General features: G+C 46.5%; 18 protein-coding genes. 8 read left to right on the forward strand and 10 right to left on the reverse strand.

From position 1 onward, the window contains the following. Nucleotides 1–24 precede the first annotated feature (24 nt). The 6 genes from HZB61_14735 to HZB61_14760 form a co-directional block, all read right to left on the reverse strand. Entirely contained in the window at nt 25–906 is an 882-nt protein-coding gene (locus HZB61_14735) for a methylenetetrahydrofolate reductase (GenBank protein MBI5057866.1), read from the reverse strand. Beyond that, nucleotides 903–1,571: a methylenetetrahydrofolate reductase C-terminal domain-containing protein gene (locus HZB61_14740; protein ID MBI5057867.1), complete on the reverse strand. Its 669-nt coding sequence runs from the start codon at nt 1,569–1,571 to the stop codon at nt 903–905. The genes HZB61_14735 and HZB61_14740 overlap by 4 nt, the downstream gene beginning before the upstream one ends. A gap of 98 nt (nt 1,572–1,669) precedes the next feature. Further along, on the reverse strand, nt 1,670–2,578 hold the full coding sequence (folD, locus tag HZB61_14745) for a bifunctional methylenetetrahydrofolate dehydrogenase/methenyltetrahydrofolate cyclohydrolase FolD (protein ID MBI5057868.1): 909 nt from the start codon (nt 2,576–2,578) through the stop codon (nt 1,670–1,672). A gap of 76 nt (nt 2,579–2,654) precedes the next feature. Beyond that, nucleotides 2,655–3,218: a GTP cyclohydrolase I FolE gene (folE, locus tag HZB61_14750; protein MBI5057869.1), complete on the reverse strand. Its 564-nt coding sequence runs from the start codon at nt 3,216–3,218 to the stop codon at nt 2,655–2,657. Between the two features lie 92 nt (nt 3,219–3,310). Beyond that, nucleotides 3,311–4,000, reverse strand: coding sequence for a 5-formyltetrahydrofolate cyclo-ligase (locus HZB61_14755; GenBank protein ID MBI5057870.1), 690 nt, complete (start codon nt 3,998–4,000; stop codon nt 3,311–3,313). Further along, nucleotides 3,997–4,770, reverse strand: coding sequence for an AAA family ATPase (locus HZB61_14760; protein MBI5057871.1), 774 nt, complete (start codon nt 4,768–4,770; stop codon nt 3,997–3,999). Before HZB61_14760 ends, HZB61_14755 begins: the two co-directional genes overlap by 4 nt. A 205-nt stretch (nt 4,771–4,975) precedes the next feature. Between HZB61_14760 and HZB61_14765 the strand changes: the two genes are divergently transcribed. The 4 genes from HZB61_14765 to HZB61_14780 all read left to right on the forward strand — a co-directional run bounded on the left by HZB61_14765 (nt 4,976) and on the right by HZB61_14780 (nt 9,203). After that, nucleotides 4,976–6,628 (forward strand): GGDEF domain-containing protein, encoded by a 1,653-nt coding sequence (locus HZB61_14765; protein MBI5057872.1) that lies wholly within the window; start codon nt 4,976–4,978, stop codon nt 6,626–6,628. Between the two features lie 83 nt (nt 6,629–6,711). Continuing rightward, a complete protein-coding gene (locus tag HZB61_14770) occupies nt 6,712–7,914 on the forward strand; it encodes a DUF401 family protein (protein MBI5057873.1) in 1,203 nt (400 codons plus the stop codon). A 176-nt stretch (nt 7,915–8,090) separates the two neighbouring features. Then, nucleotides 8,091–8,447: a hypothetical protein gene (locus tag HZB61_14775; GenBank protein MBI5057874.1), complete on the forward strand. Its 357-nt coding sequence runs from the start codon at nt 8,091–8,093 to the stop codon at nt 8,445–8,447. A 21-nt stretch (nt 8,448–8,468) separates the two neighbouring features. Beyond that, nucleotides 8,469–9,203, forward strand: coding sequence for a VCBS repeat-containing protein (locus HZB61_14780; protein MBI5057875.1), 735 nt, complete (start codon nt 8,469–8,471; stop codon nt 9,201–9,203). Nucleotides 9,204–9,222: 19 nt separating this feature from the next. Here HZB61_14780 and HZB61_14785 read toward each other — a convergent pair whose 3' ends face one another. Next, nucleotides 9,223–9,732 (reverse strand): NUDIX domain-containing protein, encoded by a 510-nt coding sequence (locus HZB61_14785; GenBank protein MBI5057876.1) that lies wholly within the window; start codon nt 9,730–9,732, stop codon nt 9,223–9,225. 40 nt (nt 9,733–9,772) lie between these two features. Between HZB61_14785 and thiD the strand changes: the two genes are divergently transcribed. Next, nucleotides 9,773–10,552 carry a bifunctional hydroxymethylpyrimidine kinase/phosphomethylpyrimidine kinase gene (gene thiD, locus HZB61_14790; protein MBI5057877.1) on the forward strand — a complete coding sequence of 260 codons (780 nt, stop codon included), beginning with the start codon at nt 9,773–9,775 and terminating at the stop codon, nt 10,550–10,552. A 20-nt stretch (nt 10,553–10,572) separates the two neighbouring features. Here the strand turns inward: thiD and HZB61_14795 are convergent, their stop codons facing one another. The 3 genes from HZB61_14795 to HZB61_14805 form a co-directional block, all read right to left on the reverse strand. After that, complete coding sequence (locus tag HZB61_14795) at nt 10,573–13,239, reverse strand: PAS domain S-box protein (protein MBI5057878.1); 2,667 nt, start codon at nt 13,237–13,239, stop codon at nt 10,573–10,575. Nucleotides 13,240–13,259: 20 nt separating this feature from the next. After that, a complete protein-coding gene (queF, locus tag HZB61_14800; protein ID MBI5057879.1) occupies nt 13,260–13,619 on the reverse strand; it encodes an NADPH-dependent 7-cyano-7-deazaguanine reductase QueF in 360 nt (119 codons plus the stop codon). 278 nt (nt 13,620–13,897) lie between these two features. Next, nucleotides 13,898–14,638, reverse strand: a complete 741-nt coding sequence (locus HZB61_14805) for an RNA methyltransferase (protein MBI5057880.1) — start codon at nt 14,636–14,638, stop codon at nt 13,898–13,900. A gap of 78 nt (nt 14,639–14,716) precedes the next feature. Between HZB61_14805 and def the strand changes: the two genes are divergently transcribed. The 3 genes from def to HZB61_14820 all read left to right on the forward strand — a co-directional run bounded on the left by def (nt 14,717) and on the right by HZB61_14820 (nt 17,009). Next, complete coding sequence (gene def / locus HZB61_14810) at nt 14,717–15,226, forward strand: peptide deformylase (protein ID MBI5057881.1); 510 nt, start codon at nt 14,717–14,719, stop codon at nt 15,224–15,226. Beyond that, a complete protein-coding gene (locus HZB61_14815; GenBank protein MBI5057882.1) occupies nt 15,223–16,143 on the forward strand; it encodes a methionyl-tRNA formyltransferase in 921 nt (306 codons plus the stop codon). The genes def and HZB61_14815 overlap by 4 nt, the downstream gene beginning before the upstream one ends. A 158-nt stretch (nt 16,144–16,301) precedes the next feature. Next, nucleotides 16,302–17,009, forward strand: coding sequence for a PASTA domain-containing protein (locus tag HZB61_14820; protein MBI5057883.1), 708 nt, complete (start codon nt 16,302–16,304; stop codon nt 17,007–17,009). The last annotated feature ends 112 nt before the right edge of the window (nt 17,010–17,121 follow it).

Consider the following 17,121-nt stretch of genomic DNA (forward strand, 5'->3'; position numbering starts at 1 on the left):
TAGTACAGATATTTTATTCGTATCTTACAGCAGTCCGGCCCTCTCCATAATTGTCGGCACTTTATCTTCCATGCCTATTGCCATGATATGTACGCCGTCGCAGATCTTTTCATCTTTCAACTGTTTGATATGACGGGCCGCGATGTTCAATCCGGTGTCAAGAGCCTTTTCTTTTCCGGCTGCCTTAAGTTCATCAATTAAGTTTTGGGGCACCTTAATTCCCGGCACAAAATTGTTCATGAAGTTCGCCATTCCCGCGCTCTTCAGCACAACGATTCCGGCCATGATCTTTACATTGGACTGCCTTGCGTGTGCCATGAAGGTCTTGAATTTTTCAATGTCATAGATCGCCTGTGTCTGGAAGAATTTTGCACCTGCCTTCACCTTCTTTTCAAACTTCATGAGCTGAGGCTCTATGGGGTTTGATTCAGGAGTCACAACTGCGCCCTGGAAATAATCGGTCGCTCCTTTTAAATCATTGCCTGCCATGTCCTTTCCGTTATTCATCCCGTCAACGATCTTCAAAAGCTGGACGGACTCCACATCATAAACAGGCTTTGCCTGCTTGTGGTCTCCAGCCGACACATGGTCTCCGGTCATGCAGAGAACGTTTCTAATTCCCAGCACGTAAGCCCCAAGCAGGTCTGCCTGAAGCCCTATCCTGTTTCTGTCGCGGCAGGTCATCTGGAGGATCGGCTCAAGCCCATTCTCCAGCGCTAATTTACATACCGCAATGGAGGATATCCTCATGACAGCAGACTGGTTGTCCGTGATATTCGCAGCGTCTATCTTGCCGCGCAAAATTTCCATGTGGTGGAGCATCTCTTTTATGTCGGTGCCCTTGGGTGGGCCTATTTCCGCAGTGACTGCAAATTTGCCTGAGTTAAGTATATCTCTGAAGCTCACTTTTTCTTTTCCTCCTTTGTTCTGGCGACTAATGCGCGGGGCTTCTGGCTCTTGGACCAGTCTTTTGCCTCTCTGGTTTTTTTCATATCATCGAGGCGGTTGATCTTATTCAGCCTCTCATAAATCCGGACCCAGCAGCACTTTATATCCGGGCTGACTTCACAGTTGCCGTCGTTGGTCCCGCCGCACGGCCCGTTAAGAAGGCCTTTCGGACACGCTGTCACTGGGCATATGCCTCCTGTCTCATCGAGTATGCATTCGCCGCATAATGAACACCTTTCGTCGAACATCTGATAGCGGGTCATATTCGCCAGGAACATGGTGTCATTGGATTGGTACACCGGCTTGTCGGGAAATATTTCGACAGCCGCCTGTGTGCCCGCGCCGCAGGACATCACTATGACGACGTCCGTTTTATCAAGCTGCTCTTTAAAGGGTTTAAGTTCGACCTTTGTGCCGAGCACCTGGCAGCCGGTCTTGGCCCTGAAAGTCCCTGTCACGGTCTTGCCTTCCTTCTCCAGCGTCTCTTTCAGTTCCGCAAGCTCAGGCTCTCCGCCGGTGCCGCACAGAGACGCACATTCAGAACATCCTACAAGGAAGAAACTTTTGTAGTCCTTTATGTTTTCCATCAGGTCTTTGAATTCTCTTTTCTTAGTAGCGATCATTTTGTTCTCCTTACTTCGTAAAGCAATTAGCGGTTAGCTGTTAGCGATTAGTAATTAAGACCAAACTGCTAACAGCTTAGTGCTTAATGCTTAACGCGTTATTTCACTCCCGCATGTATTTTAGCCGATTTGACGGTGTTTTTCATAAGCATGGTGATGGTCATCGGCCCGACGCCGCCGGGCACTGGAGTAATGGCCCCGGCAATTTCTTTTGCCGCATCGAAGTCTACGTCTCCCTTGAGTATGGGGACCATCTTGCCGGTCTTCTCACTCTTCTTTTCGCCGACGCGGTTTACTCCTACATCAATTACACAGGAGCCCGGTTTGATCCATTCAGGTTTTACAAGGCCGGGAACACCAGCAGCAACGATAAGGATGTCAGCACGTTTGCAATGGGCCTCAAGATTCTTTGTCCCTGTGTGAACGACAGTGACTGTGGAATTTGCGCCTTTGCCTTTCTGCAGCATGATGTTTGCGATGGGTTTGCCTACGATATTCGAGCGTCCTACGACCACGACCTCTGCTCCGTTGGTATCAAAACCGGAGCGCACGATCAGCTCCTGAATTCCGGCAGGGGTGCATGGAAGGAACTTTACTTCGCTGCCGCCTATCATAAGGCGGCCGACATTTACCGGATGAAAACCGTCTACGTCCTTGTCAGGGTCTATGGCGTTGAGCACCTTCTTTTCATCAATGTGCTTTGGGATCGGAAGCTGAACAAGGATGCCGTGTATCTTCGGGTCCTTATTGTATTTATCAATGAGATTCAGCAGATCAGCTTCTGAAATATTGTCCTGCTGATCATCCTGAATTGAATTGAATCCAATCTCATGCGCGGTCTTTTGTTTAGCCGTAACATAGCTGACCGATGCCGGGTTTTTGCCCACCAGTATTGTAACCAGTCCTGGCACGATGCCGTGTTTTTCCTTCAACTCTGTAACTTCTTTTTTAAGCTCTTCACGAATCTGTGCGGCGATCTCCGTGCCGCTGATTATTTTTGCAGACATAAAATTCCTCCTTGTATTTAGGGATTGGGGGTCAGGGGTTGGGGGTTAGTTTTTACTAATCCCTAACCCCCAATCCCTAATCCCTTCTTTTTATTAGTTCCAGCAATTCCATCCTGGTCGATTCTTTCGTCCGGAATATTCCTCTGACTGCTGATGTTATTGTGCGGGCATTCGGCTTTTTAATCCCCCTCATAGAGAGGCATAAATGTTCGGCGTCTATGATGACCATTGCGCCTTTGGGTTTTAATTTATCCATTATCATGTCAGCAAGCTGTGTGGTCAGGCGCTCCTGGACCTGCGGCCTCTTTGCGAACATCTCGACTGCTTTTGCAAGTTCGCTCAGGCCGACGATCTTACCGCCTGAGGGGATATACGCGACATGCGCCTTGCCTATGAAAGGCAGAAGGTGGTGCTCACACACTGAGTAAAAAGGAATGTCCTTCAGCAGCACCATCTCATCGTGGCTTTCGCCCTCGATGGGTTTTAATAATTCCTCTGCCGGGGTTTCTAATCCCGCGAATATCTCCTCGTACAGTTTTGCAATACGAGAGGGCGTGTCCTTCAGTCCCGCCCTTTCAGCATCTTCGCCGATGCCTTCGAGAATCAGCCTTACGCCTTTTTCAATTTTCTTTCTGTCCATATCTAATTAAACCACGGAGGCACTGAGACACAGAGAATAATATTCGTCCACAGATTACCCAGATTTTCACAGATTTATTAGGAAGCTTTTTCTTAATCTGTGTCATCTGCGAAATCTGTGGATTTCTTTCTCTGTGCCTCCGTGTCTCTGTGGTTAATCTCCTTTTTTCTGCAAACAATTGTTCTTTTCTCTGTTATTATCCTGTCCATCTTTACATCATGCTTTTCACTTGGTATCTCAGAAGCGATCTGCTCTTCAAAGGCAAGCGCAATGAGAACGGGTTTTGGGGGTTGGGGGTTTGGGATTAGTTTTTCTTTTCTGACCCCTGATCCCTGGTCCCTAATCCCTGAAAACAGCTTGTCATAATATCCTGCGCCGTATCCGAGACGGTTTCCGTTTTTATCGAAACCCGCGCCTGGAACGATCACGATATCAATATCGTTCAATTTTCTTTCACTTGCCGTTCTAATCACCGGCTCTGGAATCCCCATGTAGCCCGGTTCAATTTCGGAAATATTATTTATCGCAAAAAGCCTTAACATTTCCTTTTTGTTTTCAACCCTCGGCAAGACCACATTCTTTTTTAATTTCAATGTATGCGCTATACACGTCATTGTGTCTACCTCGCTTCTGAATGAAGCGTAAAACAACATGCTCTTTGCCTTCTTGAAGTCAGCCGACGCATAAAGTCTTTTCCTTATGGCCGCCTCTTTTACCTTCTTTTCCTGAAGCCCGATACGGTTTCTTTTTTTTAAAAGTCTTTCTCTGAGGGCCTTCTTCAAATTGCTTTTTCCAGGTTGTCCTTGATAGCTTTTGCCTCGTCAAGGGTCTTTTGAGATGCCTTATAAGACGGCAGGCCGTTAATATCCAGTTCCATGATACTTTCGTTAAAGCTTATCTGGCCTATAAAGTCCATATCACTCAGGTTGTTTTTAATGAAAAGGACATCCTCTTCTTTCCTGACCTTGTTGGCGACGATAAATACCTTTTTTACACCGAGGCCTTTTGCGAGACTTTTCACAGCAACCGCCGTCTGGATGCTCCTCTGTCCCGGCTCAACAACAACAATGAACGCGTTGACTCCCTCGGCTGTACCTCTTGTGAAGTGCTCTATGCCCGCCTCCATGTCAACGATGACAACCTCATCTCTTTCTACGATAAGGTGTTTTAAGAGCCTTCTCAACAGCGCGTGTTCAGGGCAATAACAGCCTGATGCCGCGAACTTTGATTTACCCATCACGAGCAGGGTGATATTGTTGATTTTAAAGCCGAAGCCTTCGGGGATGTCATCCACCCTCGGGTTGATCTTGAATATGCCCCCGCTGGTCCCGGGCTTTGCGCCGGTCCTTTCCTCGATTAACTCCGCTATCTCGGCAATGGGCCTTATCTTTTCTATTTCATTCCTTGAGATGCCGAGGGCTGATGCAAAGTTCGCGTCGGGGTCCGCGTCCACCGCAATCACTTTTTTCCCTTCCGTTGAATATAAATGACTTAACAGGGCGGAGACAGTGGTCTTTCCAACTCCGCCTTTTCCTGTAATTGCGATTTTCATGTGAAATTTACCTTCAAATCATCAGGAGCGTTCTGTATGTTGTATCAAACAAGCTAAAGACCAAAATGCCTTTCGGGGATATTGCTCCAAAAGAGTAAAAATACTACCATTTAAACAGGGGCTTTGTCAAAAATTTGCTATAAATTTGTGCTGGTTTTATAATTTAATTAAAGGTTTTAATAAAAAGAGACGAATAACGATAGTGATGACAATATATTTAAAATCAAAGTTCAGCGTTGATGAGACAAAGGGCAGATTTAACCTGCGAAGATACTTTTCCATCTTCAGTTTCGGGATCATTATACTTTTAACAATAGTCTTGAGCGCCCTCGTTTACTGGAACCAGCGGGACTCACTGGTTGAATATTCAATATCCTCAGCCGTGACTTTTGCACAACAATTGAATACCCGGATACATGAAAAATTTATTCATACGGATTTAGCAAAAGGCAATAACCTGCGGATAGATAAAGACTCGCCGGTGCACCTGGAGCTTGACAATATCGCGGAAATATTTTTGAAAGATTATGTTGATGTTAAGAAGATCAAGATGTTTAACCTTGAAGGGAAAGTTGTTTATTCAACCGAGCACGAAGACATCGGGCTTATAAGCAATAGCGATACAATGAAAAAGGCCTTATCCGGCCGGACAGCTTCGAAACTGACAAAACGCGAGACGCCGTTCAGGGAAGATTCATCAAACAGGGGCAAGAAATTCAACATAGACGTGCTTGAAATTTATGTCCCCATCTACAGGGACTTAAATATTTCTTCGCAGGAAGAAATTATCGGGGCGTTTGAACTTTATAAAGATGTGAGCCCCCTTTTCAGTTTGATGAGGGAGCAGTTTTACAAGGTGCCTTTACTGCTTATTATTTCAATGGGGTTACTTTACCTTTTCCTGCAGATGATAATTAAGAAAGCCAACACTATAATTAACAGGCAGCATGAAGAAATGGACTTGCATAACGCGGAGCTTGAGGAGGCACAGAAAAGGATAAAGGTTGCGATAGATGAAGTTATTGAGAACGGAAGTTTTCATGTCAGGCTTCAGTGCGACAACCTATTAAAATGCTGGGAGGTCAAAAATTGCGGACAGGTCAAATGTCCCAGCTTTAAATCCGACAACTTAAGATGCTGGCAGGTGTCCGGCACTTTCTGCGGGGGCAAGGTGCAGGGGTATTTCGCCAACAAATACGGTGATTGCAGGAAATGTGATATTTTTCAAAATGCATTCAAAGACAGGATCAGCATGATCGGCGAAAGCTTTAATAACATGATGATGCTCCTTGAGAGCAAGCACCAGGAATTGCAGAAATTAAATGAGAGGCTGAAGATCCTTATCGACACCGACCCGTTAACGGAAATAGGAAACCGCAGGAGCTTCCAGAAAAGGATGGAGAATGTTCACCTGCTGTCGGTCAGATACAATCATCCCTACAGCATTATTATTTGCGACGTTGATAATTTTAAATCTTATAATGATACACACGGCCATCAGAAGGGCGACTATGCCCTTATCTCAATAGCCAATGCCATGAAGGCCTCACTCAGAAGGACGGACGAGATATTCAGATGGGGCGGTGAAGAATTTATTATTATCCTGCCCGAGCAGAACCTGACATCCTCTTTGACAGTTGCGGAGAACCTCAGGGCGCAGGTTGAGTCGCTCGGGATACCGCATCACGGCTGTGCTCTAAAAATATTAACTGTCAGCGTCGGAGTTGCCTGCAATATCGCAGAGAATGTTAAATACATTTCATGGGAGAGCGTGATCAAACAGGCCGATGACGAGCTTTACAAGGCAAAGTCGGCAGGGAAAAACTGTGTATCTCCCACTGCAAATATAAAAAACTGACCTCATTACTCCTTCTGTTTAATTCCAATAACTGCTTTATACAGCGTCATAGCATTCCTTCACTCCTGTTGTATAATTAACGGATGATCGACATCCTTAAAATCCTGTCAGTGCTTGCTATCATGGTGCTTCTCCTGAAAAGGCGGTGGAACCTCGGATTGGTAATGGTCCTCTCATCCGTTATACTCGCCTTCTTCTATCTGCTCGCGCCGCTCGATTTCCTGAAGGCTTTTTATTCCGGGTCAACGGACAAAACAACCATCAGCCTGATCGCGGCGCTTCTCCTCATAAGAATTTTTGAGAACGTCATGAGGAAGAACGGGATTATGCAGCAGATGATGGATTCATTCAGGGGGGTTGTAATGGACAGGCGGATACTGATGGCGTCAATGCCCGCGCTTATCGGGCTTTTGCCATCAATGGGAGGTGCGCTCTTTTCCGCGCCCATGGTGGACGAGGCGTCAAAAAGCATCAACATTTCCCAGGAGAAAAAGGCATTCGTAAATTATGTGTTCAGGCATCCCTGGGAATTTATACTGCCTCTTTACCCAGGCGTGATCCTCGCGTCCGCCATTACTTCGTATTCTCTGAGAGAGTTAATGCTTGCCAATCTGCCGTATGCCGTCTGCCTTGTGATCGGAGGGACTGTCTGGGGATTGAGAGGCATCGGAATGCAGAGAGAGGGTTTCAAAAAAATATCCGGCGCCGGGCTGAGGAGCTTTCTTCCCTTAGCTATCATTTTGATCATGGTAATAGTCTTTCATCTGAATTTATCGATCTGCCTCAGCGCGGTGATCATCGGCATGTTTGTTGTGTTCAAGTATCCTGTGAAAAATATTTTTCAGAGTTTAAGGGAGGGTTTTTCATGGGAGATCGTGTTGATCATACTTGGAGCGATGACCTTCAAGGCGGTGCTCAATTATTCCGGGGCGGTTGCAAACATAAGCAAATTTTTCGTGGAAGAGGGTATTCCAGTATTGCCCGCGCTGTTTTTCCTGCCGTTCATTTACGGGCTCCTCACCGGGCTTACCGTAGGTTTTGTCGGCAGCACATTTCCGATCATCCTCGGACTTGAGAATGCGCATCACATAGGCGCTATTTCCTTTGCGTTTGCCTCAGGATATGTCGGAGTGCTTTTATCCCCGGTCCATCTCTGTCTTGTTTTGACAAGGGAATATTTCAAGGCCGCAATGAACGGCATTTACAAAAAGACCATAAAGGTGTGCGTATTGATCATGCTTGCCGCTCTGGCGGAGTATCTTATTTCAAGCCGTTATTGGCAATGATAGTGTAAAAGCCGGTCTTGTCACCCTGAATTTATTTCAGGGTCTCAGTATTTTTTTGTGGATATAGATGCTGAAACAATACTGAATCAAGTTCAGCACAAGGTTCAGCATGACAGTCTGTAAAATATTCTGCGCAAAGGTTTGACTTGTTGTAATCAGGCAAATTAAACTTACATATGCTCAGGAAATTGTGGCCGTTATTACTGATCGCTTTTATAATTTTAACGGTCCTTCACGTACATTACTACGCGGATTATCAAACAACGCTTTTACCCGGTGTACATATTCAGGACGGCGCATCCGATCTGAAGGCCAATCATTGGTCGGTCCCGGTTGTATTTGACTGGGACAGTGACGGAAAGAAAGATCTCCTGATCGGCAATAGCTACACAGACGAAGGCAAGGTCAGGCATGGATACATTAGTTTTTATAAAAACACAGGCGCTGACCCCGCACCTTCTTTCGATGGTTTTATTTACCTGCAGACCTGTGATAAAGAGTGCTCGCCTTTAAATACCTCTGCCTTTGGCTGACTTGGTTCGTATCCGGCAGTCGTGGACTGGGACAATGACGGAAGACATGATTTACTGGTAGGCGATACAAACGGAAATGTCCAGATATTTCTAAACGTAAACAGTAATTCAGATCCGGTACTATCGGGCGGCAAATATATACAGGCAGACAGAGGTAATCTTAATGCCGGCAACAGGGCGGCCCCTGTTGCAGACGACTGGAACGGTGACGGTAAGAAAGACCTGATCATCGGCAGCATAGACGGGAAAATTAAAATTTATATCAACAAAGGCACTGACGCTGAACCTGTCTTTGATTCATCATATCTCCTGCAGGTGGGCGGCAGAGATTTTGCTGTCAGCGGCAGGGCTGCACCGAGAGTGGCTGACTGGAACAAAGACGGCTTAAAAGACCTCCTCGTGGGTGATCTGGAAGGCTATGTTTATTATTTAAAAAACGCCGGCACGAACAGCGCGCCTGTATTTAAAAGGGCTGAAAAACTTTTTCTCAGAAACGGCGATTTCCTCCGGTATCCTGATCCAGACGGCGACCCGCGCTCGCGGCTTTATGTTACGGACTGGAATAACGACGGACTTGACGATATCGTGCTGGGAGGCAAAGACGGCAAGGTCATGCTGTATCTTGCGGCGCAAAAGCCATCATATTCACCCGCTGTTTTTGCAAAGAGAATATTTTTTCAGATACAGGAAAGGGCCGTTAAATTTAAAGACAGGGCCAAAGAGAAGATCAGGGGATTGAAGAAAAAATTGTGGTAGGTCGGTTCGCGAACCGCCCTTACGATTTCGAATCCTTAAATTTCATATATGTCTCGATCTCGTGTTCAAAATTATCGCTGAAGATGCCTTTGCCGATATTTTCCCTGATTTCATCAATGCCCCAGAAACGCACCTCGTCAATTTCGCCTTGATGAAATTTTATTTCTCCCGCATGAATGCATGAATGCGTGTATACAATTTCAGTCTCATAAGGGTTTGAGTGGATGTAGGTGTAAAGGAATTCCGGTCCGCAGGTTGAAACACCAAGCTCTTCCTCCATCTCACGGCGCACTGCTGCAAGGATTGTTTCTCCTGCGTCAACATGCCCTCCGACTGACGTGTCCCATTTCCCCGGTGCCACGTCCTTGTTCATCGAACGCTTCTGGAGCAATAGTTCCCCCTTCTCATTAAACACAAGCACATGAACAACACGATGCATCAACGCCGGATTGCCGTGTATTACGGAGCGTGGAAGGGTTTTAATTACCTCACCGCGATCATTTACAACATCAAGGAGTTCTTCGTGCATTTCCATTGCAATATTATAAACAACTTGATATAGTCTTTTCATGAAGATCAATCCTATGAAAATCGCGCTTACTATAGCCGGTTCCGACCCGAGCGGCGGGGCCGGATTTCAGGTGGATTTGCGGACCTTCAAGGCGATGGGTGTTTACGGGCTGAGCGTTCCCTCCGTGCTCACCGCGCAAAATACGAGAGGCGTCAACAGCGTACACGAACTGCCTGAGGATTTTTTCACGGCGCAGCTCGATACGCTCCTTGACGATGTAAGGCCCGACGCACTCAAGACAGGCATGATCTACACTGCGCAAAACATGAAGATCATCGCTGAAAAAATAAAGGAATACTCCCTTGATAACCTCGTTGTCGATCCGATAATTATCTCATCCACCGGGGTGCCGCTTATAAAAGAAGAGGCCCTGAAGGCAATGAAGGATTATCTGCTGCCCGCGGCCAAGGTCATCACCCCGAATATAAACGAAGCCTCCGCCCTCACCGGCATTGACATTCAGGACAAAAATGATATGAAGGATGCCGCCATAAAACTGAAAGATTACGGCGTTCAGTCGGTGATAATTACGGGCGGGCACATGAAGGGAAAGGCAATGGACCTGCTTTTTGACGGGGCAGAATTTATGTCTCTTGAAAATAAAAAACTTGAAGGGAAATATCACGGCACCGGGTGTGTTTTTTCAGCGGCGATCGCGGCATGTCTTGCGCTTGATTACGGAATAATAGAGGCCTTTATAAAGGCAAAGGAATTCACGTTTGACGCTATAAAGTCAGCGGGCTCGGTCGGCAGCGGCATGAAGGTCTTAAATATATAAAGCAGGGGATGAAGGCGACATCAGCTTTCTTCCATCACCTTATGCAGCAGCGCGCTCAGCTCTTCTATCTCAAAGGGTTTTATAAGTATCCCCTTGAAGCCGTAATGTTTAAAATCAGCCATTATCGGATCGTTGGAGTAACCGCTTGAGACAATGGCCTTAACATCCGGGTCAATAGCAAGAAGTATCTTGATGGCCTCTTTGCCCCCCATCCCGCCGCGAATGGTCAGGTCCATCATGACTATATCAAAAGGGTTTGCGGACCCTTTGGCTTTTTTGTACAGCCCGATGGCTTCGTCTCCGTTGTCGGCGACCTCGACTTCATAGCCGAGCTGCTTAAGTATCCTTGCGACGGATTTCTGGATGATCTTATCGTCTTCCATCAGCAATATCTTGCCTTCTCCCTTCAGTGGCCTGTCCGGTTTCTCATTATATTTTTCTATCGGCTCGCTGGAGGCGGGAAGGTGGATGTAGAATGTTGTCCCGGCGTTTAATTCCGATTCGACGTTAATATATCCATCATGGTTTTTGATGATGGAGTAGGTGGTTGTCAGGCCGAGACCGCTACCTTTCTGCTTGGTGGTGAAGTAGGGGTCAAATATTTTTTTCAGGTACTCTTTCGGGATGCCCGTCCCTTCATCTTTGATCGTTATCCTGACATATTCACCTTTTGGCACGGAAAAGGCGTTGTCCCCATTTACGGTCACATTCTCAGCGCGGACATGAATGGCGCCGCCGTCCGGCATGGCCTGGTTTGCATTGATAACAAGGTTGTTAATGACCTGGCTTATCTGCCCTTCGTCTATCTTCACAGGGCGCAGGTCGTCTGCAATAGAAAGATCAAATCTGACGTTGGAGCCCATTAATGCAAAGCCCGCTGATTCCTTCAGCACGTCCTTGATGGAGGTTATATTTTTGATCGGCGCCCCTCCCTTGGAGAATGTCAGCAGCTGGTTCGTTAAATACTTGGCGTGCCGACAGGCCTTCTCCGCGTCCGTAAGTATATCATATTCATTTTGTCCGGTTTTCATGGACATCTTTACAAGCGCGATATTGCTGACAATGTTGGTCAGTATATTATTGAAATCATGGGCGATGCCGCCTGCCAGGATCCCCACCGACTCAAGCTTTTCTATCTTTAACTGCTCCTCTTCCTTTCTTTTCAGCCCGGTAATGTCACGTATGATCCCCTGATACCCGACGATGTTGGCATGTTTGTCCCGCCGCATGGTCGAAGTTACCAGACAGTCCATCACGGTCCCGTCTTTCCTGCGCAATTTCACCTCATAGTCCCTGACGAAACCCTTCTGCTCTATTTCCTGCTGGAACCCGTCCCTGTCCACGGGATTGACATACAGATCGGTGATATTTAATTTCTGTATCTCCTCTTTTGTATAACCGAAAAGGTCCAGCGCGGACTGGTTGATATTAACAAACTCCCCGTTTTGTGTTGCCATATAAATCGCGTCCCTTGATTCCTCGAAAAGAAGACGGTACCTTCCTTCGCTTTCCCGGAGGGCCTCTTCAGCCTGTTTGCGTTCAGTAATGTCCCTGACCGTCAGTCTCGCTCCAAGCAATCTTCTTTTGGTGTCATACATCGCTATCATATAAATGGTGATATCGAGTTTTTGCCCGTCTTTTTTGATTATATTACCGCTGTCAATATAGATGGACCCTTCGCGCTCAAGTTTTTCGAGCTTGTCTTCCACTTCTTTCCATGTTTCAGGCGTATAGATTTCTCTAATATGTTTTCCGATAAGCTCAACCTGTGAATAGCCGAGGTGTTTGAATCCCTGCTTATTTGTACAGATGAGGGTGCCGTCGGTGTCTATAGAGTGGATCATGTCTGAGGAGCTTTCAACGATGTCCATGTACCTGTCCTCAGATTCTTTCAACTGCTGCCGCAATATCAACTGAGCCTCTTCAAGCTTGCTTCTTATTTCCCAGTTGAAGATTGTCAGCATCCCGCCTATGGCCCACGTGGCAATTATCGCGCAAAGCGCGCGTAATACCTGCACAGGGAGTTTGACTGTTATAAGAAATGAATCAGTGTTAAGCCAGTTTGCAGGGAAGAAATCTCCTTTGGGTACTATAATACCGCCAAGGACGCCGTAAACCAGAAAAGCATACCCGCCCAGCAGAAAATACTTCCTGACTTTTAAAGGTTCCAGAATACTCTGTTCATATTTGTAATATGAATAAAATCCGAAACCGATCAGGACGCCGCCTGGAAACCCTAAAAGATATCTGGTCCAGATACTGCCGACTTCCCAGAAATCATGGGATATAAAAGCGCCCAAAAGTATGGAAATACCTATCGCGGGCAACAGCCACCAGACAAGCCCGTTGACAATTCTTTTCTGCCAATCGGGGAGCATCGGGATGCTCAGGCGGGAGAGTTTTCTGCCGAATTCAAACAGGAAAAAGTAGGAGATAACAAGGATAAACCAGCGGGCCATATCTATGGTAATATTTCTGCCTTTAATTATGGCCCACATGTCCATGAATTCATTCAGCCCGTGAGTGAGGCCGAATGCAGCGAGGAGCCACAGGATGTTGGCGATCTTAAACTCGCTTCCTTTTTTCGGCTGGACCAGTACTGTGAACCCCATCGTCACGAACGCGAGGCCGTAGATGAAAAAGACAACGTCTATGTTGCGGTAAAATAAACTGTGGATCAAATCCATGTTTTTCCTCGAAAGGTTTGTTAAGAAGATATTCTTATGACTGTCTTTACGTTGCCCCTTGGATTAAAGTCTCCAGTTACCTCAAGATGTCTCGGTTTCAAAAATTTCTTCAAGTCGTCGAATATCTGATTTGCAGCGGATTCATGAGATATGTGCTGACTGCGGAATTTATTGAGATAGAGTTTCAGCGATTTAAGTTCCACTATATATTTATCAGGGACGTAGTTGATGTTAATTGTAGCAAAGTCGGGATAGCCGGAACGGGGACACAGGCAGGTGAATTCACCGAAGCTTATCTCAATTGTATAATCCCTGTCCTGATGGGGGTTGTCCCATCTTTCGAGTTTAGCCTTCGCGATTTCCTTCTCACCGTATTTCATATCTAATATTATATTTGATTTTTCTTAAAATAGTAGGGGGTTAACCCAAAATGCACTTTCCTGCAGTATCTTGCATCCGAAATGAAAGCCTGCTCCAGAATTTCTATAATCGACAATAAAACAGTAGCTGGTAGTTAGTAGACAGTAGTTTAGGGGTTCCCAGCTACTTACTGCTGTCTACTGACTACCCTTTCAAGGTGTCGTATAGAAATTCTTCTACAGTCTTCCATTTCAGCAACCATTGAAACAGAGTTTACCACTCAGTATATCAGCCTTATTCAGGTTTGCCCGGTTATTTTCTTTTCTATCTGCGAGCAGATGCCGTGAAACATTTTCATTTCCCAGTCGGTCAATCCCGCGCGCCCGACAAGGTGCTTAAGGTTCTGAATGATCTTTCCGGAAAGGTTTTTCTTGCCATGCGGAATATACTCAAGCAGTTTAAGCGTCTTTTCTATCCTCCCGTATAAGGCTGAGAGTTCTTTATTGCCAACCAGTCCGGGGAAAGGTAACGTACTATCGGCTGTTGTGTACTCGGCCTTTGAAAGTTCATACGCAATGATTAAGACAGCATGCGCCAGATTGAGAGACGGCTGCTTTTTGCTTGATGGTATTGTCATGAGAAAACCGCATTCCTCAATTTCCTCATTGAAAAGCCCCCTGTCTTCCCGTCCAAAGAGAATACCAATCCTGTTTGAGCTCGCAATTTGAAATAACCTTTGCGCGCCGGGTCCGGCAGGGACAAACACCCCGCGCTTTCTTCCCTTCCTTCTTGACGTGCCGGCGATAATTGATTTGTCCCTGACAGAATCTTTAAGTGAATTAAAGACCGCGGCGGACCTCAATATATCGGCAGCTCCGTGCGCAAACCGGAGGGCTTCATCCGTTATGACATATGATGGATGCACTATGGAGAGATTTTTGAAACCCATGTTCTTGATCGCGCGCGCGGCAGCTCCTATATTGCCCGGCTCCTTCGGCTCCACAAGGATGAAGTGTACATTGTCCTTCCAATTATTCATTTCATCCAATAATACCATAGTCAATCGCAGCGCGCCTTCACCTTGTTATTTCCACAAAAAATCGATTAAATTAAAACCATGTCAGTACGCGAGATCGTAAAATATCCTGAAAAGGTCCTGAGAGAAAAGACCGAGCTTGTCAATGATATTGATTCTGCGCTCCAGGACCTCATTGACGACATGATAGAGACCATGTACGCCGCGCCAGGTGTGGGGCTTGCGGCCAATCAGGTAGGCGTATCAAAGCGGCTTGCGGTCATTGATATAAGTTTGAGTGAGGAAAAGGTCCCTTTGATCGTGCTGGTGAACCCGGAGATCGTGCATCTTGAGGGGGAGATAGAAGCAGAAGAAGGTTGTCTCAGCATCCCTGATTATACGACGGTCCTGAAGAGGGCCATGAAAGTGGCCGTGAAAGGTTTTGACAGGCATGGCAAACCTGTTGAGATAGAAGCGGAGGGCCTCCTGGCAAGGGCGCTTCAGCATGAGATAGATCATCTGAACGGAAAACTGTTTATTGACAGGATGGGGCGCATTAAAAAGGAATTTTTCAAAAAGCGTTATCTAAGAGAAAAGTTGTCAAAGGAATGAAGCTTGTTTTTTTCGGCACGCCGGAATTTGCAGTTTTGCCTCTTAAAACCCTGCTTGATGCAGGACATGAAGTCCTTGCCGTTGTAACCCAGCCTGACAGGCAGAGCGGACGTGGAAGGCATATTTCCGCCAGTCCCGTAAAAATCGAAGCGCAGAAGTTGGGGCTGAAAATCCTCCAGCCTTTAAAGGTCCGGGACAAAAACTTCATTGATGAATTAGGGGCGTTAAATCTCTCCGTGATCGTTGTCGTGGCATACGGACAGATACTGCCTTCTGAGATAATCGGTTTGCCGGAGTTCGGGTGTATAAATATTCACGCATCTCTCCTTCCGAAGTACCGGGGGGCCGCTCCGATAAATTGGGCGATAATAAACGGCGAGGAAACCACGGGCATCACTACGATGCTCATGGATGAAGGAATGGATACCGGACCGGTTTTACTGCAGGAAGAGACGGAGATCTCACATGAAGACACGGCAGAGGACCTTTCTCACAAACTCTCAAAGATTGGAGCAGGCCTTATTGTCCGCACATTAATAGAAGTGGAAAATGCTTCAATTACGCCTCAGCCTCAAACAGGCGAAGCGATATACGCTCCTCTTCTTAAAAAGACCGACGGGGCCGTCAACTGGACAAAAACCGCGGCAGAGGTGTGTAATTTTATCAGAGGCATGAATCCCTGGCCGGGGGCTTATGGATTTCTTGAAGGTGAAAGGATTAGAATCCTGAAGGCCGCGCCGTTAGACGAAAGCGGCGGGCCAGGTGAAATCTTCAAGGCCTCAAAAGACGAACTCATTGCAGGCGCGGGAAAGGGCAGCGTTTCCATTCTTGAGATACAGCCGCCGGGAAAACCCGCCATGGAGATCAGGGCCTTTTTGCAGGGAAGAAAAATTAAGGAGGGAATGAGATTTCACTAAACACAGAGGCACTGAGACACGGAAATGATTAAATTTAATTAATCCACAGATTTCACAGATGACACAGAAAAAGTTTTTCAATAAATCTGTGCAATCTGCGAAATCTGCGGACAAAAAATTGTTCTTAGTGTATGTGTGATTTTTGAAAACGATCAATCATGAAAAACTTTTTAAAACTGCTCATGTATTTTGTCATATTTACCGTCGTCGGCGCGGGAGGCGCGTATCTTGTTTTTGAGAAGATAGGCTTCGGCAAGACCGGGGTGGTCCCTTCTCTTACTGGGAAAAGCGTTTCCGAGGCGACGGAGATGTTGAATAAAAGAAAATTGTCGCTTGCGATAAAAGGGCAGAGTTATGACGACAATGTTCCGGGCGGCCATATCATAAGGCAGCTTGCAGAACCGGGAACAAAGGCCGCGCCCGGGGCCGAGGTGGATGTAATTGTGAGCAAGGGCAAGGGGCAGGAGATGTTTTCTTTGCCGTCTTTTGAGGGGCAGCTTCTTGATGAGGCAAAACTTACATTGGCCAATCTCGAAATGAAGGCCGGGAAGGTCACATGGACGCATTCCGATACAGTTGAGAAGGGGACGATCATCGCCCAGAGACCTCTGCCGGGAAATATCAAGGTCAATGAAATAAATTTTCTTGTAAGCCTCGGGCCGTACGATGTATTTTATAAGTGCCCTTCTTTTGTTAATATGACCGTGGATGACGCTAAGATGCTGGCGCAGCAACTCGGCATCGAACTGGTTGAGCAGGAAGAGGGCGGCAAGGTCGTCGCCCAGAGGCCGGCGGCAGGGGAGATTATCAGAAAGGGAGACGCGGTTGAGGTCACGCTTGGAAGCGGCAGGCCGAGCTGGTTCTAACCGCGAAAATGCAGACATTGTTCAACAATTTGTTTAACTCGATGGATTTTATTATATTATGCAGGTAGCTTCAAATAATAATTTGCAATAATAAGTTATTTAAGATTACGTT

This window comes from Nitrospirota bacterium, from assembly GCA_016214845.1.
In the GTDB taxonomy this organism is placed as follows: Bacteria; Nitrospirota; Thermodesulfovibrionia; order UBA6902; family UBA6902; genus SURF-23.

Bases quoted from the DNA above. Each gene is read 5' to 3' on its own strand.
- HZB61_14775 (MBI5057874.1), top strand. From the start codon at position 8,091: ATGCTCAGGAAATTGTGGCCGTTATTACTGATCGCTTTTATAATTTTA.
- HZB61_14785 (MBI5057876.1), bottom strand. From the start codon at position 9,732: ATGCACGAAGAACTCCTTGATGTTGTAAATGATCGCGGTGAGGTAATT.
- HZB61_14795 (MBI5057878.1), bottom strand. From the start codon at position 13,239: ATGGATTTGATCCACAGTTTATTTTACCGCAACATAGACGTTGTCTTT.
- queF (MBI5057879.1), bottom strand. From the start codon at position 13,619: ATGAAATACGGTGAGAAGGAAATCGCGAAGGCTAAACTCGAAAGATGG.
- folD (MBI5057868.1), bottom strand. From the start codon at position 2,578: ATGTCTGCAAAAATAATCAGCGGCACGGAGATCGCCGCACAGATTCGT.
- HZB61_14805 (MBI5057880.1), bottom strand. From the start codon at position 14,638: ATGAATAATTGGAAGGACAATGTACACTTCATCCTTGTGGAGCCGAAG.
- HZB61_14815 (MBI5057882.1), top strand. From the start codon at position 15,223: ATGAAGCTTGTTTTTTTCGGCACGCCGGAATTTGCAGTTTTGCCTCTT.
- folE (MBI5057869.1), bottom strand. From the start codon at position 3,218: ATGGACAGAAAGAAAATTGAAAAAGGCGTAAGGCTGATTCTCGAAGGC.
- HZB61_14770 (MBI5057873.1), top strand. From the start codon at position 6,712: ATGATCGACATCCTTAAAATCCTGTCAGTGCTTGCTATCATGGTGCTT.
- HZB61_14760 (MBI5057871.1), bottom strand. From the start codon at position 4,770: ATGAAAATCGCAATTACAGGAAAAGGCGGAGTTGGAAAGACCACTGTC.
- HZB61_14765 (MBI5057872.1), top strand. From the start codon at position 4,976: ATGACAATATATTTAAAATCAAAGTTCAGCGTTGATGAGACAAAGGGC.
- def (MBI5057881.1), top strand. From the start codon at position 14,717: ATGTCAGTACGCGAGATCGTAAAATATCCTGAAAAGGTCCTGAGAGAA.
- thiD (MBI5057877.1), top strand. From the start codon at position 9,773: ATGAAGATCAATCCTATGAAAATCGCGCTTACTATAGCCGGTTCCGAC.
- HZB61_14740 (MBI5057867.1), bottom strand. From the start codon at position 1,571: ATGATCGCTACTAAGAAAAGAGAATTCAAAGACCTGATGGAAAACATA.
- HZB61_14820 (MBI5057883.1), top strand. From the start codon at position 16,302: ATGAAAAACTTTTTAAAACTGCTCATGTATTTTGTCATATTTACCGTC.